Annotated in this window: 16 protein-coding genes; 11 read left to right on the plus strand and 5 right to left on the minus strand. The window is 57.5% G+C overall.

The features are described 5' to 3' along the window. The first annotated feature begins 32 nt into the window (after nt 1-32). From mtlD to trmL, 8 genes are all read left to right on the plus strand, one after another. Nucleotides 33-1,181 carry a mannitol-1-phosphate 5-dehydrogenase gene (mtlD, locus tag FU672_RS14805; RefSeq protein ID WP_148243797.1) on the plus strand — a complete coding sequence of 383 codons (1,149 nt, stop codon included), beginning with the start codon at nt 33-35 and terminating at the stop codon, nt 1,179-1,181. Continuing rightward, nucleotides 1,178-1,768 (plus strand): mannitol operon repressor MtlR, encoded by a 591-nt coding sequence (mtlR, locus tag FU672_RS14810; protein ID WP_148243798.1) that lies wholly within the window; start codon nt 1,178-1,180, stop codon nt 1,766-1,768. The genes mtlD and mtlR overlap by 4 nt, the downstream gene beginning before the upstream one ends. Before the next feature lie 58 nt (nt 1,769-1,826). After that, nucleotides 1,827-2,189: a YibL family ribosome-associated protein gene (locus tag FU672_RS14815; RefSeq protein WP_063145475.1), complete on the plus strand. Its 363-nt coding sequence runs from the start codon at nt 1,827-1,829 to the stop codon at nt 2,187-2,189. 271 nt (nt 2,190-2,460) lie between these two features. Next, nucleotides 2,461-4,116, plus strand: coding sequence for an L-lactate permease (gene lldP / locus FU672_RS14820; protein ID WP_148243799.1), 1,656 nt, complete (start codon nt 2,461-2,463; stop codon nt 4,114-4,116). Further along, complete coding sequence (lldR, locus tag FU672_RS14825) at nt 4,113-4,886, plus strand: transcriptional regulator LldR (protein ID WP_121426006.1); 774 nt, start codon at nt 4,113-4,115, stop codon at nt 4,884-4,886. Before lldP ends, lldR begins: the two co-directional genes overlap by 4 nt. After that, the gene (lldD, locus tag FU672_RS14830; RefSeq protein WP_148243800.1) at nt 4,883-6,070 is read left to right on the plus strand and encodes an FMN-dependent L-lactate dehydrogenase LldD; all 1,188 of its coding nucleotides are present in this window, start codon (nt 4,883-4,885) and stop codon (nt 6,068-6,070) included. The genes lldR and lldD overlap by 4 nt, the downstream gene beginning before the upstream one ends. A 181-nt stretch (nt 6,071-6,251) precedes the next feature. Continuing rightward, on the plus strand, nt 6,252-7,592 hold the full coding sequence (locus tag FU672_RS14835) for an MFS transporter (protein WP_148243801.1): 1,341 nt from the start codon (nt 6,252-6,254) through the stop codon (nt 7,590-7,592). A gap of 45 nt (nt 7,593-7,637) precedes the next feature. After that, complete coding sequence (trmL, locus tag FU672_RS14840) at nt 7,638-8,108, plus strand: tRNA (uridine(34)/cytosine(34)/5-carboxymethylaminomethyluridine(34)-2'-O)-methyltransferase TrmL (protein WP_148243802.1); 471 nt, start codon at nt 7,638-7,640, stop codon at nt 8,106-8,108. 32 nt (nt 8,109-8,140) lie between these two features. On the opposite strand, the gene cysE is transcribed toward trmL, so the two are convergent. From cysE to FU672_RS14865, 5 genes are all read right to left on the minus strand, one after another. Then, a complete protein-coding gene (cysE, locus tag FU672_RS14845) occupies nt 8,141-8,962 on the minus strand; it encodes a serine O-acetyltransferase (protein WP_008502718.1) in 822 nt (273 codons plus the stop codon). Between the two features lie 74 nt (nt 8,963-9,036). Further along, nucleotides 9,037-10,056: an NAD(P)H-dependent glycerol-3-phosphate dehydrogenase gene (gpsA, locus tag FU672_RS14850; protein WP_148243803.1), complete on the minus strand. Its 1,020-nt coding sequence runs from the start codon at nt 10,054-10,056 to the stop codon at nt 9,037-9,039. Then, the gene (gene secB, locus FU672_RS14855; RefSeq protein ID WP_014168079.1) at nt 10,056-10,523 is read right to left on the minus strand and encodes a protein-export chaperone SecB; all 468 of its coding nucleotides are present in this window, start codon (nt 10,521-10,523) and stop codon (nt 10,056-10,058) included. Before secB ends, gpsA begins: the two co-directional genes overlap by 1 nt. Nucleotides 10,524-10,555: 32 nt before the next feature. Further along, entirely contained in the window at nt 10,556-10,807 is a 252-nt protein-coding gene (gene grxC / locus FU672_RS14860; RefSeq protein WP_080329847.1) for a glutaredoxin 3, read from the minus strand. An 11-nt stretch (nt 10,808-10,818) separates the two neighbouring features. Beyond that, nucleotides 10,819-11,250, minus strand: a complete 432-nt coding sequence (locus FU672_RS14865) for a rhodanese-like domain-containing protein (protein WP_023309913.1) — start codon at nt 11,248-11,250, stop codon at nt 10,819-10,821. Nucleotides 11,251-11,496: 246 nt separating this feature from the next. Here FU672_RS14865 and gpmM point away from each other — a divergent pair, with 246 nt between their 5' ends. Genes gpmM through FU672_RS14880 form a run of 3 tightly spaced genes read left to right on the plus strand, consistent with a single transcriptional unit; the run spans nt 11,497 to nt 15,270 of the window. After that, nucleotides 11,497-13,041, plus strand: a complete 1,545-nt coding sequence (gene gpmM / locus FU672_RS14870; RefSeq protein WP_148243804.1) for a 2,3-bisphosphoglycerate-independent phosphoglycerate mutase — start codon at nt 11,497-11,499, stop codon at nt 13,039-13,041. 33 nt (nt 13,042-13,074) lie between these two features. Beyond that, entirely contained in the window at nt 13,075-14,334 is a 1,260-nt protein-coding gene (gene envC, locus FU672_RS14875; protein WP_262349021.1) for a murein hydrolase activator EnvC, read from the plus strand. A gap of 3 nt (nt 14,335-14,337) precedes the next feature. Continuing rightward, a complete protein-coding gene (locus FU672_RS14880; RefSeq protein WP_148243806.1) occupies nt 14,338-15,270 on the plus strand; it encodes a divergent polysaccharide deacetylase family protein in 933 nt (310 codons plus the stop codon). Nucleotide 15,271 lies beyond the last annotated feature (1 nt).

A 15,271-nucleotide genomic window follows, 5' to 3' on the forward strand; every position in this document is an offset into this window, starting at 1 on the left:
CTCGGGTAAAAACATTGATGAAGGTTAACACTATGAAAGCATTACATTTTGGTGCAGGTAATATCGGTCGTGGTTTTATCGGTAAACTGCTGGCAGACGCGGGCATTACGCTGACATTCGCCGATGTGAATCAGGTCGTCCTGGATGCCCTGAATGCGCGTCATAGCTATCAGGTCCATGTGGTAGGTGAAAACGAGCAGGTTGAGACGGTATCCGGTGTGAACGCGGTCAGCAGCATCGGTGAAGACGTTATTGACCTGATCGCCAGCGTCGATCTGGTCACTACTGCCGTGGGTCCGGTCGTCCTTGAGCGCATCGCCCCTGCGGTCGCGAAAGGCCTGGCAAAACGTAAAGCGCAGGGCAACGACACCCCGCTGAACATCATCGCCTGTGAAAACATGGTGCGCGGCACCACGCAGCTGAAAGGCCACGTGCTCAACGCTGTAGCAGACGAAGACAAAGCCTGGGTTGAAGCGCACGTCGGGTTTGTGGATTCCGCCGTGGATCGTATCGTTCCGCCGTCTGAATCCGCCACCAACGACCCGCTGGAAGTGACCGTGGAAACCTTCAGCGAGTGGATTGTTGATAAAACGCAGTTTAAAGGCGCCCTGCCGACCATTCCGGGAATGGAATTAACCGATAACCTGATGGCATTTGTCGAACGCAAACTCTTCACGCTGAACACCGGGCATGCTATAACCGCGTACCTCGGAAAATTGGCCGGTCATCAGACCATTCGTGACGCGATCCTCGATGAGAAGATCCGCGCGGTGGTAAAAGGGGCAATGGAAGAGAGCGGCGCGGTGCTGATCAAACGCTACGGTTTTGATGCTGATAAACACGCAGCATACATCCAGAAAATCCTCGGTCGCTTTGAAAACCCGTATCTGAAAGATGACGTTGAGCGCGTGGGCCGTCAGCCTCTGCGCAAACTGAGCGCGGGCGATCGTCTGATTAAGCCGCTGCTGGGCACGCTGGAATACGGCCTGCCGCACGCCAACCTGGTGAAAGGGATTGCCGCTGCAATGCACTACCGCAGCGAGCAGGATCCACAGGCGCAGGAACTGGCTCAGCTGATTGATGACAAAGGCGCGCAGGCTGCGCTGGCGCAGATTTCCGGTCTGGACGCCAACAGCGACGTGGTTGTGGAGGCGGTTAACGCATACAACGCAACCAAATGATGCACAATGCGGCGCAGTTTAACCTGCGCCCAAATAATAGATTGTCAGATATGCAGGCAATAATGGAACAAACCCAGGCCTTTGAAAATCGTGTGCTTGAGCGTCTGAATGCTGGCAAAACCGTACGAAGCTTCCTGATTGCCGCCGTCGAGCTGTTAACCGAGGCGGTCAATATCCTGGTGCTTCAGGTGTTTCGCAAAGACGACTACGCGGTAAAATATGCTGTAGAACCGTTACTGGACGGAGACGGACCGCTGGGCGATTTATCCGTGCGTCTGAAGCTGATTTATGGTCTTGGCGTGCTGAACCGGCAAGAGTATGAAGATGCGGAACTGTTAATGGCGCTGCGCGAAGAACTCAATCATGACGGTAATGAGTACACCTTTACCGATGATGAGATCCTGGGGCCCTTCGGCGAGCTGCACTGCGTCACCGCGCTGCCCCCTGCTCCCCATTTTGATAACAGCGATCCTGAGCTATACGCGATGCAAAAGCTGCGTTATCAACAGGTTGTCCGTTCCACGATGGTGCTTTCCCTGACTGAGCTGATTTCCCGAATCAGCTTAAAAAAAGCGTTTCAGAAGTAAGCCTGCTCACATTGGTGTATCCTTCCCTGTAAATTCCCCGTTTTCAGAGTCATTTGTCATGAAAGAAGTCGAAAAGAACGAAATTAAACGCCTGAGCGACCGCCTGGATCTGATCCGTCACCAGATGGCGGGCCTGTCACTGGTCGATTCCGCCGAGAAGTACGCCGAGCTGGAAAAAGAAGCCGCCACGCTGGAAACAGAAATCGAGCGCCTGCGCGAAGTGAAAGGCCAGAAGCTGAGCAAAGAAGCGCAGAAGCTGATGGACATGCCGCACCGCCGCGCGATCACCAAAAAAGAGCAGGCCGACATGGGCAAGCTGAAGAAAAGCGTCCGTGGTCTGGTGGTGGTCCACCCGATGACCGAGCTTGGCCGCGAAATGGGCCTGAAAGAGATGACCGGTTTTTGTAAGACGGCGTTCTGATTTCATGCCGGGTGGCGCTGCGCTTACCCGGCCTACTCTTTTCCCCTTCGAGTGAATTGGTCCAACCAATAGCGCAATCAATCCTCCCCCGGTTCACAATTCCATTATTTCCGCTCACAAAACCATTGCTAGCTCATAACATCTGGTTAACCATTCATTGTCATTAACCCTACAACACAACATTGGCAGGACCACTTTTACACAACCTGTGACGCCGAGTTGAGCGGAGACTCACCCGCAGCGCAGGCTGTCTGGTCCCCAGGAGACCTGCATGAGCCTCTGGCAACAAAACTACGACCCGGCCGGAAATATCTGGCTGTCGAGCCTGATCGCATCGCTTCCGATCCTGTTCTTCTTCTTTGCGCTGATTAAGCTCAAGCTGAAGGGCTACCTCGCCGCGACGTATACCGTTGCTATCGCCCTGATGGTGGCGCTGTTCTTCTACAAAATGCCGGTCGATCGCGCACTGGCCTCCGTCGTCTACGGTTTCTTCTACGGCCTGTGGCCGATTGCGTGGATCATCATCGCGGCGGTGTTTGTCTATAAAATCTCGGTGAAAACCGGGCAGTTCGACATCATCCGCTCGTCGATTCTCTCCATCACGCCGGACCAGCGCCTGCAGATGCTGATTGTCGGCTTCTCCTTCGGGGCATTTCTGGAAGGTGCGGCTGGCTTTGGCGCACCGGTGGCGATCACCGCTGCGCTGCTGGTTGGTCTGGGCTTTAACCCACTCTATGCCGCGGGCCTGTGCCTGATTGTGAACACCGCGCCGGTTGCGTTTGGCGCGATGGGCATTCCGATTCTGGTGGCCGGACAGGTCACCGGGCTGGACAGCTTCGAGATCGGCCAGATGGTCGGCCGCCAGCTGCCCTTCCTGACCATTATCGTCCTGTTCTGGATCATGGCGATTATGGACGGCTGGCGCGGCGTGAAAGAGACCTGGCCTGCGGTGATGGTGGCGGGCGGTTCGTTCGCCATTGCCCAGTACCTCAGCTCCAACTTCCTCGGCCCTGAGCTGCCGGACATCATCTCTTCGCTGGTCTCTCTGGTCTGTCTGACGCTGTTCCTGAAACGCTGGCAGCCGGTACGTATCTTCCGCTTCGCCGACATGGGTGCCTCGCAGGTTGATCAAACCCTGGCCCGTACAGGTTATACCGCAGGCCAGGTTGTCCGTGCCTGGTCGCCGTTCCTGTTCCTGACCGCAACGGTCACCCTGTGGAGCATCCCGCCGTTTAAAGCCCTGTTCGCACCGGGCGGGGCGCTGTACGACATGGTGATTAATATTTCTGTGCCGTTCCTCGACAAGATGGTCGCCCGTATGCCGCCGGTGGTGCACGCCGCCACGCCGTATGCCGCGGTCTATAAATTCGACTGGTTCTCCGCCACCGGTACCGCCATCCTGTTTGCCGCTATCCTTTCCGTGGTGTGGCTACGCATGAAACCTGCAGCTGCGGTGCAGACCTTTGCGGCGACCATCAAAGAGCTGATGCTGCCGATTTACTCCATCGGCATGGTGCTGGCGTTCGCGTTTATCTCGAACTACTCCGGCCTGTCATCGACGCTGGCACTGGCGCTGGCCCATACCAGCCACGCCTTCACCTTTTTCTCGCCGTTCCTCGGCTGGCTGGGGGTGTTCCTGACCGGTTCCGATACCTCGTCTAACGCCCTGTTTGCCGCGCTGCAGGCAACGGCAGCCCAGCAGATTGGCGTCTCGGACGTGCTGCTGGTCGCCGCTAACACCACCGGCGGCGTGACCGGGAAGATGATCTCCCCGCAGTCCATCGCCATTGCCTGTGCGGCGGTGGGACTGGTGGGTAAAGAGTCGGATCTGTTCCGCTTTACCGTGAAACACAGCCTGATATTCACCTGCATGGTCGGGGTGATCACCACCCTGCAGGCCTATGTCTTAACCTGGATGATCCCATGATAGTGATGCCCAGACGCCTGTCCGACGAGATTGCCTCTCGCGTGCGGGCGCTGATTGAAGAACAACAGCTGGAAGCGGGCATGAAGTTGCCCGCCGAACGCCAGCTCGCCGCCCAACTTGGCGTGTCGCGCAATTCACTGCGCGAGGCGCTGGCGACGCTGGTCAGCGAAGGGGTGCTGCTGAGCCGTCGCGGCGGCGGCACCTTTGTGCGCTGGCAGCATGACGACTGGTCCGAGCAAAACATCGTTCAGCCGCTGAAGACGCTGATGGAGAACGACCCGGACTACAGCTTCGACATCCTTGAAGCGCGTCACGCCATCGAAACCAGTACCGCCTGGCACGCGGCCATGCGGGCAACCGACGCCGACAAAGAGAAACTCATCGCCTGCTTTGAGGCCACGCAAAGCAGCGACCCGGATATCGCCTCCCAGGCGGACGTGCGTTTTCACCTGGCGATTGCCGAGGCGTCGCACAACGTGGTGCTGCTCCAGACCATGCGCGGGTTCTTCGACCTGCTGCAATCCTCCGTTAAACAGAGCCGCCAACGCATGTATCTGGTTCCGCCGGTGTTTGCCCAGCTGACCGAACAGCACGAGGCGGTGCTCAAGGCCATTCTGGCCGGTGATGCCGAGGCCGCACGCAAAGCGATGATGGCGCATCTCGGCTTCGTGCATACCACCATTAAACGATTCGATGAAGACCAGGCCCGACAGGCGCGTATTACCCGTCTGCCTGGCGACAGTGATATTTCCAGGGAGAACAAAGCATGATCATTTCAGCAGCCAGTGACTATCGCGCCGCGGCGCAGCGCATTCTGCCCCCGTTCCTGTTCCACTATATCGACGGCGGGGCATATGCCGAATACACCCTGCGCCGCAACGTGGAAGATCTGTCGGAGGTAGCTCTTCGCCAGCGCGTGCTGAAGAATATGTCTGAACTGAGCCTTGAGACAAAACTGTTCAACGAGACGCTTTCCATGCCGGTAGCGCTCGCACCTGTCGGTTTATGCGGCATGTACGCCCGTCGCGGTGAAGTGCAGGCCGCCGCCGCCGCAGATGCCAAAGGCATTCCGTTTACCCTTTCCACCGTGTCAGTCTGCCCCATTGAAGAGGTCGCCCCGACCCTCAAGCGCCCGATGTGGTTCCAGCTGTACGTCCTTCGGGATCGCGGCTTTATGCGTAATGCGCTGGAGCGTGCCAAAGCGGCGGGCTGCTCCACGCTGGTCTTTACCGTCGATATGCCGACCCCCGGCGCGCGCTATCGTGATGCCCACTCCGGCATGAGCGGCCCGAATGCTGCGCTACGCCGCTACTGGCAGGCCGTGACCCACCCGCAGTGGGCGTGGGATGTCGGCCTGAACGGTCGTCCGCACGATCTGGGCAATATCTCGGCTTACCTCGGTAAACCGACCGGGCTGGAGGATTACATCGGCTGGCTGGCGAACAACTTCGATCCGTCGATCTCGTGGAAAGACCTGGAATGGATCCGCGAGTTCTGGGACGGCCCGATGGTGATCAAAGGGATCCTCGATCCGGAAGATGCCCGCGATGCGGTACGCTTTGGGGCAGACGGGATTGTGGTCTCTAACCACGGCGGACGCCAGCTTGACGGGGTGCTCTCTTCCGCACGCGCCCTGCCGGCCATCGCCGATGCGGTGAAAGGCGATATTGCCATCCTGGCCGACAGCGGCATCCGCAACGGGCTGGACGTGGTGCGCATGATTGCGCTGGGCGCTGACAGCGTACTGCTGGGGCGTGCGTATCTGTATGCGCTGGCGACGGCGGGCCAGGCAGGCGTGGCGAATCTGCTCAACCTGATCGAAAAAGAGATGAAGGTGGCGATGACGCTGACAGGTGCAAGAACGATTAGCGAAATCAGCAAAGATTCCCTGGTGCAGGAGTTAAGCAAATTACCGGCGCCGCTGGCTCCCCTTGCTCAGGGAAACGCGGCCTGACCTTCTCCGGTTAACCCCCCTTTCTCATGCGCCCGATTTCCCCCTCGGGCGCTTTTTTACGCCAAAAATAACATCTAGATAACATATTAGATAAGAAAATTTGACATACACCTGCCGTCCGCAATTGTATAGACAAGCAAATACAAGAACACAAAAACAACATCAGATCGGAGGGGAGCGTATGGCGTATTCAGGTAAGGTGGATATTCAGCAGGTGATCGATGAGAGTCCCTTTTCAGGGTTTCACTGGCTGCTCATTGTGCTGGGCTTTCTGGTTCTGGCGATCGATGGTTTTGATACGGCGGCGATGGGTTACATCGCGCCTACGCTGTCGGCAGAATGGGGGATACATAAACAGGATCTGGGGCCGGTGCTGAGCGCGGCGCTGCTGGGGCTGTCGTTGGGCGCGCTGATTGCCGGTCCGGTATCTGACCGGATGGGGCGCAAGCGCGTGCTGGTCTTTTCGTGCCTGTTCTTCGGCCTTGCGAGCCTGGGGACGGCCTGGGCGCAGAGTCTGAATACTCTGACGCTGTGGCGCTTTCTGACGGGCCTGGGGCTCGGCGCCGCAATGCCTAACGCCATTACGCTTATCTCCGAATTTGCCCCCCAGCGCTGCCGCGCCATGGCGATTAATACCATGTACTGCGGCTTCCCTCTGGGTGCGGCGGGCGGCGGCGCGATCTCTTCCTGGCTTATCCCCCACCACGGCTGGCGAAGCGTGCTGCTGACTGGCGCGATTGCTCCGCTGGTTTTAACGCTGCTGCTGGCGCTGTTTTTACCGGAGTCCGTGAAGTTTCTGGTGCAGCGCGGGAGAGACGTCATGCAGGTCCGCCGTATCGCCAGCCGGTTCGCCCGCAGCGCGCTGGAAAGCGTCACAGGTTTTTTCCTGGCGGAGGAGAAGGTCGCATCTAAAAAAGGGAGCGTGTCGCAGCTGTTTTCCATGCCCTGGCTGCCCGGCACCCTGATGCTGTGGGTGACCTATTTTATGGGCCTGGTCATTTACTACGTCCTGCTGAGCTGGATGCCAACGCTGATGCAGGGGATGGGTTATGCCCTGACGGAATCCGCCTGGCTCACCTCGCTGTTCACCTTCGGCGGTACCGCAGGCATTCTGCTCGCGGGCTGGATGATGGACCGCTGGGAAGCGCACAGGGTGGTTGCGTGTGGTTTCGTGCTGACAATGGGTCTTATTCTTTTACTGGGTATTGAGCATAACCATATCGCTCTGTTTGGCGGGTTGATTTTCCTGATGGGGATCGCGATGAACGGTGCGCAATCGGGCATGCAAACCCTGGCCGCCACCTTTTACCCTACCGAGTGCCGTGCGACGGGCATCGCCTGGATGCAGGGGATCGGCCGCTTTGGCGGCGTGGCGGGAACCATGACCAGCGCCCAACTTCTTTCTATGCAGTGGCAGGCAGACAGTATTTTAATGATCCTCAGCGTGCCCGCTCTGGTGGCCGCTGCAGCAACCGTCTACAAAATGCTGTACAGCCGCTCGCAGGAACCCGGCGTCGCGTAGTTCCTCTCTTTTCTGCTATTCTGCCCCCGCAATTAAGGGGGCAGCATGCTTAACATCGTTTTATTCGAACCAGAAATTCCGCCGAATACCGGCAATATCATCCGCCTGTGTGCGAACACTGGTTTTCGTCTGCATATCATTGAGCCGATGGGCTTTACGTGGGACGACAAACGTCTGCGTCGCGCAGGGCTGGATTATCATGAATTTACCGCCGTCGTTCGCCATCACGATTACGCTGCATTTCTGGAAGCAGAGAAACCGCAGCGCATGTTCGCCCTGACCACCAAAGGCACGCCAGCGCATAGCGCCGTGAGCTATCAGGAAGGTGACTATCTGATGTTTGGCCCGGAGACGCGCGGCCTGCCGGCCACGATCCTGGATGCCCTGCCCGCTGAGCAGAAAATCCGTATTCCGATGATGCCGGACAGCCGCAGCATGAACCTGTCGAATGCGGTGTCGGTGGTGGTGTATGAAGCCTGGCGCCAGCTGGGTTACCCGGGCGCCATATTAAGGTAGGCCCGGTAAGCGCAGCGCCACCGGGCAAAATCTCAGATGCCGTCACCATACTCGAAGGTATGGTGAATGCCGTTGAAGTGCTGATCCATGTCCATGGACGGCTTATCGCTGTCTGGTTTACCGACGATGCGTGCCGGTACGCCAGCGGCAGTAGTATGCGGTGGCACAGGCTGGAGCACCACGGAGCCTGCGCCGATCTTCGCACCGCGCCCGACTTCGATGTTGCCGAGGATTTTGGCACCCGCGCCAATCATCACCCCTTCACGAATTTTCGGGTGGCGATCGCCGCTGGTTTTACCGGTACCGCCCAGGGTAACCGACTGCAGGATCGAGACGTCATCTTCAATCACCGCCGTTTCCCCGACGACAATCCCGGTGGCGTGATCGAGCATGATCCCGCGGCCAATCTTTGCCGCCGGGTGAATATCGACCTGGAACGTCACGGACACCTGGTTTTGCAGGAAGATCGCCAGCGCGCGGCGGCCTTCATTCCACAGCCAGTGACCGATGCGGTAAGCCTGCAGGGCGTGGAAGCCTTTCAGGTACAGCAGCGGCGTAGAATATTTATCGACCGCCGGGTCACGCGTGCGTACGGCCTGGATATCGCAGGCGGCAGAGGCGATCATTTCCGGGTCTGCGGCGTAAGCCTCTTCCACCACTTCACGAATGGCGATAGCAGGCATGATCGAGGAAGCCAGCTTGTTGGCGAGCATATAGCTCAACGCGCTGCCGAGATTTTCATGCTTGAGTAGCGTCGCGTGGTAGAAACTGGCCAGCATAGGCTCGCAGTCGGCCAGCGCCCGGGCTTCGGCTTTAATATTGTTCCAGACGATATCCAGTTCTTCACACGGCATTGCTTACTCCAGACGATAGTTAATGACCAGCCAGTTCTGCGCTGGCTGGGTCATTCAGGTGACAACGGTTCCGACTAGTTACTGCTGCGCTCGTCCTTGCGCGCACGACCTAATAAGGTCAATGCTGCCTCGCGCGCATTTTTTCCGCAATACAATACCTGATAAATTTCCTCGGTTATTGGCATTTCGACACCGAAACGGTGCGCCAACTCGCGGACTTCTTTGGTATTGCGGTAACCTTCAACCACCTGACCAATCTTCTCCTGCGCGCCTTTTACATCGCTGCCCTGTCCGAGCATCATGCCAAAGCGGCGGTTACGAGACTGGTTGTCGGTACAGGTCAGCACCAGGTCGCCCAGGCCTGCCATCCCCATAAAGGTGGCCGGATCGGCACCCAGGGCTTCGCCCAGACGGGACATCTCGGTCAACCCTCGGGTGATCAGCGCTGTACGTGCATTGGCACCAAAACCAATGCCGTCGGACATCCCGGCGCCAATCGCAATCACGTTCTTCACGGCCCCGCCCAGCTGCACGCCGATAAAATCGGGGTTGCTGTAGACGCGGAAGCTCTTGCCGCAGTGCAGCAGCTGTTGAAGATCGTCGGAGAAGGCCTGATCGGTGGAGGCCAGCGATATCGCCGTCGGCAGGCCAGCGGCCAGCTCTTTGGCAAAGGTTGGGCCGGAGATGACCGCCAGCGGGATCGTATCACCCAGCGCTTCGCGGGCAACGTCCTGCAGCAGGCGTCCGGTTTCGGCTTCCAGTCCTTTTGTCGCCCAGACAATGCGCGCATCCGGGCGCATCAGCGGCTTAATCTGACGGAGCACGTCGCCAAATACATGGCTCGGGACCACAATCAGAATGTTGCGGCTGGCCGCCAGCGCGGTCGCAAGGTCACTTTCAAGGTGCAGGGAGTCAGGGAACGGAACGTCAGGAAGAAACGCCACGTTACAACGGTCGCGTTGCAGCGTTGCGATATGTTTTGGGTCGTGGCCCCAGAGAACCACTTCGTGACCATTTCTTGCCAGCGTGATGGCAAGAGCGGTGCCGTATGAGCCGGCACCGATCACAATCATTGACGCATTAACAGTGCTCATCAGGCATCCTGATGTTGTTCAGTACCTTCGCCAGCTTGCTGCTGCAGATAGTTCATGAACAGCGCATCAAAGTTAACTGGCGCAAGGTTCAGTTGCGGGAATGTACCGCGAGAAACCAGGCTGGTGATGCATTCACGCGCATACGGGAACAGAATGTTCGGGCAGTACGCACCCAGGCAATGCGCCATCTGGTTGCCTTCGATACCGCCGATAGAGAAGATGCCGCCCTGCTGTACTTCACACAGGAATGCAGTTTCTTCGCCCAGAGACGCGGTAACGGTCACACGCAGCACGACTTCATACACGTCATCTGCCAGTTGGGTAGATGCGGTATCCAGATCAAGTTTAACCTCTGGCTGCCAATCTTTCTGGAAAACATGTGGCGCATTTGGCGCTTCGAAAGAGACATCCTTGGTGTAGATGCGCTGGATCTGGAAAGTCATCTCGGTGTTGTTTTGTTCTGACATGGAAATACCCTTTTTAATTGTCCTAAAGTCTCTTAGCGCAGCAGCGGATCGAGTCCGCCACGGGCGTCGAGCGCATACAAGTCATCACAGCCGCCAATGTGCTGCGCATCAATAAAAATCTGCGGAACCGTCGTGCGACCACTACGTTGGATCATCTCTTCGCGTTTAATCGCATCACCATCGATCGGCAGTTCCTGGAACGTGACGCCTTTGCTGTTCAGCAGCGCTTTCGCACGGTGGCAGAACGGGCAAGTTGCTTTGGTGTAGATCTCAATATTGGCCATCACTGAACTCCTTATTTACCGCGAACTAAAGGAAGATTTTCTCCGCTCCAGCCGGAAATACCTTCTTTCAGCACCGTTACGTTTTCGAAGCCTGCTTTATGAAGCGCGCTGGCAGATTCCTGTGCCTGCATGCCGGTCGCATCCACAACGATAATCGGCTGGGCTTTGTGTTTTTCAAGCTCACCGACGTTGTTCGCTTTGATTTCAGCTGGCAGCAGGTTGATTGCGCCCGCAATGTGACCTTTGCGGAAATCGTCACGCTGACGCAGATCGACCACGACGGCATCTTCTTTGTTAATCAGACGCGTCGCTTCACCACGGGTGATAACCTTAATTTTAGACGTCAGGCTCTTAAATGTGGTGAACAGCACAGCAGCCAGCAGGCCAATCCACGCGATGCTCAGAACCGGATGGCGGCTAACGAATTGCATAATTTCTTGCATGGAGGGTAACTACTCCCGACTAAGTGATAAAAAAAACCAGGACAGGAGTATACCTGTGCGTTCTGGCAAATACAGCCAGCGACAATAACCTAATCCATTTTCTGCGGCATGCCACCTAAAAAATGCCTCAAAATGGTCTGGTCAGTACCTTGCCCCTGCGCTTTCTTTGATCTTCTGCGGCTATTTGATCGATTCAGCTGTAGTAAAATTACGCAAATTTTGACTCTTGAGCATGAGGTTGTCGCAATGTCGGTTTCTAAAAAACCTATGGTACTGGTGATTCTGGATGGCTATGGCTACCGTGAAGACAGCCAGGATAACGCTATTTTCAACGCCAAAACCCCGGTCATGGATGCGCTGTGGGCGAAACGTCCGCATACGCTGATTGACGCGTCTGGCCTGGAAGTGGGCCTGCCGGACCGTCAGATGGGCAACTCCGAAGTCGGTCACGTAAACCTGGGCGCCGGGCGTATTGTGTATCAGGATCTGACGCGTCTGGACGTTGAAATCAAAGAACGCACCTTCTTCTCCAACCCAACGCTGTCTGGCGCGGTCGATAAAGCCGTTGCCGCTGGCAAGGCCGTACACATCATGGGCCTGCTCTCTGCTGGCGGCGTTCACAGCCACGAAGATCACATCATGGCGATGGTTGAACTGGCCGCTGAGCGCGGTGCGGAAAAAATCTATCTGCACGCCTTCCTGGACGGTCGCGATACGCCACCACGCAGCGCAAAAGGCTCCCTGCAAGCCTTCGAAGACAAATTCGCCGCGTTGGGTAAAGGCCGCGTAGCGTCCATCATTGGCCGTTACTACGCCATGGACCGCGACAACCGCTGGGATCGCGTTGAACAAGCCTATGACCTGATGACCCTGGCAAAAGGTGATTTCCAGTTCGCGACCGCTGTTGAAGCGCTGGAAGCGGCTTACGCACGTGATGAAAACGACGAATTCGTGAAAGCGTCCGTGATCCGTGCTGAAGGCCAGGCCGACGCCGCCATGGAAGATGGCGACGCGCTGATCTTCATGAACTTCCGCGCTGACCGCGCGCGTGAAATCACCCGTGCATTCGTCAACAGCGACTTCGACGGTTTTGCCCGTAAGAAAGTGGTAAACCTCGACTTCATCCAGCTGACTGAATACGCGGCAGACATCAAAGCGCCTTGCGCGTATCCACCCGCCTCGCTGGCCAATACCTTCGGTGAGTGGATGGCGAAGAACGACAAAACGCAGCTGCGTATTTCCGAAACTGAAAAATACGCACACGTGACCTTCTTCTTTAACGGCGGCGTTGAAGAGCCGTTCAAAGGCGAAGACCGCATTCTGATCAACTCCCCGAAAGTAGCCACCTACGATCTGCAGCCAGAGATGAGCTCTGCCGAGCTGACGGAAAAGCTGGTTGCGGCCATCGAGAGCGGCAAGTACGACACCATCATCTGTAACTACCCGAACGGCGATATGGTGGGGCATACCGGGGTGATGGAAGCGGCAGTGAAAGCGGTTGAAGCGCTGGATCACTGCGTTGAGCAGGTTGCGAAAGCGGTTGAATCCGTTGGCGGCCAGCTGCTGATCACCGCTGACCACGGTAACGCTGAACAGATGCGCGACCCGGCGACCGGCCAGGCGCACACGGCCCATACCAACCTGCCTGTTCCGCTGATTTATGTGGGTGGTAAATCACTGAAAGCAGTGGATGGCGGCAAGCTTTCTGACATCGCGCCAACCATGTTGACGCTGATGGGGATGTCAATCCCTGAAGAGATGACTGGTAAGCCGCTGTTCATCGTGGAATAATCGCTCCCCATGAGGGGAAAGGCGATTTTTTCAATCACATGGGTCGTGAAGCCGCTTAGGTTATCAGTCAGACCTCTGTTTTACGCCAGCGCACTCAGCGCTGGCGTATTGCTGTGCGCCGCATCCGCCCACGCGGATGACCGCGACCAGCTGAAATCCATTCAGGCCGATATCGCCGCCAAAGAGCGTGCGGTACGCCAACAGCAGCAGCAGCGCTCCTCTCTGCTCGCCCAGCTTAAGCAGCAGGAAGAGGCGATCTCCGCCGCCACACGTAAACTCCGTGAAACGCAAAACACCCTCGCCCAGTTGAATAAACAGATCGACGAGATGAACGCGTCGATTGCCAAACTGGAGCGCCAGCGTGATGCGCAGGAGCGCAATCTTGCGGCACAGCTTGATGCCGCCTTCCGCCAGGGTGAACATACCGGACTCCAGCTGATCCTCAGCGGCGAAGAGAGCCAGCGCGGCCAGCGCCTGCAGGCCTACTTTGGCTATCTGAACCAGGCGCGTCAGGAAACGATCGCGCAGCTGAAGCAGACGCGCGAAGAGGTCTCCACGCAAAAAGCTGAGCTGGAAGAGAAGCAGAGCCAGCAGCAGACGCTGCTCTACGATCAGCAGGCCCAGCAGGCGAAGCTTGAGCAGGCTCGCAACGAGCGTAAGAAAACCCTTTCCGGCCTTGAATCCTCCATTCAGGAAGGTCAGAGCCAGCTGAGCGAAATGCGCGCCAACGAATCAAAACTGCGTAACAGCATCGCCCGTGCGGAAGCGGCGGCGAAAGCGCGTGCCGAAAAAGAGGCTCGCGAGGCGCAGGCCGTTCGCGACAAACAGCAGGAAGCGTCCCGCAAAGGAACCACCTACAAGCCAAGCGAGAGCGAACGTTCCCTGATGTCGCGTACCGGCGGTTTGGGCTCTCCTCGCGGCCAGGCTTTCTGGCCCGTTCGCGGTTCAATTCTGCATCGCTATGGCGAACAGCTGCAGGGTGAGCTACGTTGGAAAGGGATCGTTATCGGTGCGTCTGAAGGTAGCGAAGTGAAAGCCATTGCCGATGGCCGCGTGATTCTGGCCGACTGGCTGCAGGGTTACGGACTGGTGGTGGTGGTCGAACACGGTAAAGGTGATATGAGCCTTTACGGCTACAACCAGAGCGCGCTGGTCAGCGTCGGCACGCAGGTGCGCGCAGGCCAACCCATCGCCCTTGTGGGCAGCAGTGGCGGTCAGGGCCGCCCGTCACTCTATTTCGAAATTCGTCGTCAGGGTCAGGCGGTCAATCCACAGCCGTGGTTGGGAAGATAAGTTTTGCTTCAATTTCGTCGATTGGTTTTCTCCGTCGTCAGCGCGCTGGCGCTGGCTGCACCGGTATATGCAGGTAAACTCGCTATCGTGATTGATGACTTCGGTTATCGTCCACACTATGAAAATCAGGTGCTGGCGATGCCGTCGGCCATCTCTGTCGCCGTCCTTCCAAATGCCCCCCATGCGCGTGAGATGGCGACCAAAGCCCACAGCAGCGGTCATCAGGTGCTGATCCACCTGCCCATGGCACCGATCAGCAAGCAGCCGCTGGAAAAAGATACCCTGCGCCCGGATATGAGCAGCGAGGAGATCGAGCGCATCATCCGCGACGCCTACAACAAAGTGCCGTATGCCGTTGGGCTGAACAACCATATGGGCAGCGCGATGACATCAAGCCTGTACGGGATGCTCAAAGTGATGCAGGCGCTGGAGCGTTACAACCTCTACTTCCTCGACAGCATGACCATCGGCAACAGCCAGGCGATGCGTGCCGCTCAGGGAACGGGCGTAAAGGTGATTAAGCGCAAGGTGTTCCTGGACGATACCCAGAACGAAGCCGATATCCGCATGCAGTTTAATCGCGCGGTACAGCTGGCCCGCCGCAATGGTTCAGCCATTGCCATCGGTCACCCGCACCCATCTACCGTTCGCGTCCTGCAGCAAATGCTGCCGACCTTGCCTGCCGATATCACGCTGGTGCGTCCGAGCGATCTGCTGAACGAGCCGCAGGTGGATACCTCTACACCGAATTCTGCGCAACCCTCCCCGACAGCGCCGCGTAATCCGTTCCGCGGCGTGAAGCGCTGTGTACCGAAGCAACCGCCTGAACCGGTCTATGCGACCCGCTTCTTCTCTGTGATTGGTGACAGCATCAGCAACAGTACGCTGGTGAAATACGTCCAGCAGCAGTGGCAGGGATGGGGTAAGAAAGCCTGAC

Origin of the sequence: Enterobacter asburiae, assembly GCF_008080435.1 — a bacterium.
GTDB classification, from domain to species: Bacteria; Pseudomonadota; Gammaproteobacteria; order Enterobacterales; family Enterobacteriaceae; genus Enterobacter; species Enterobacter asburiae_C.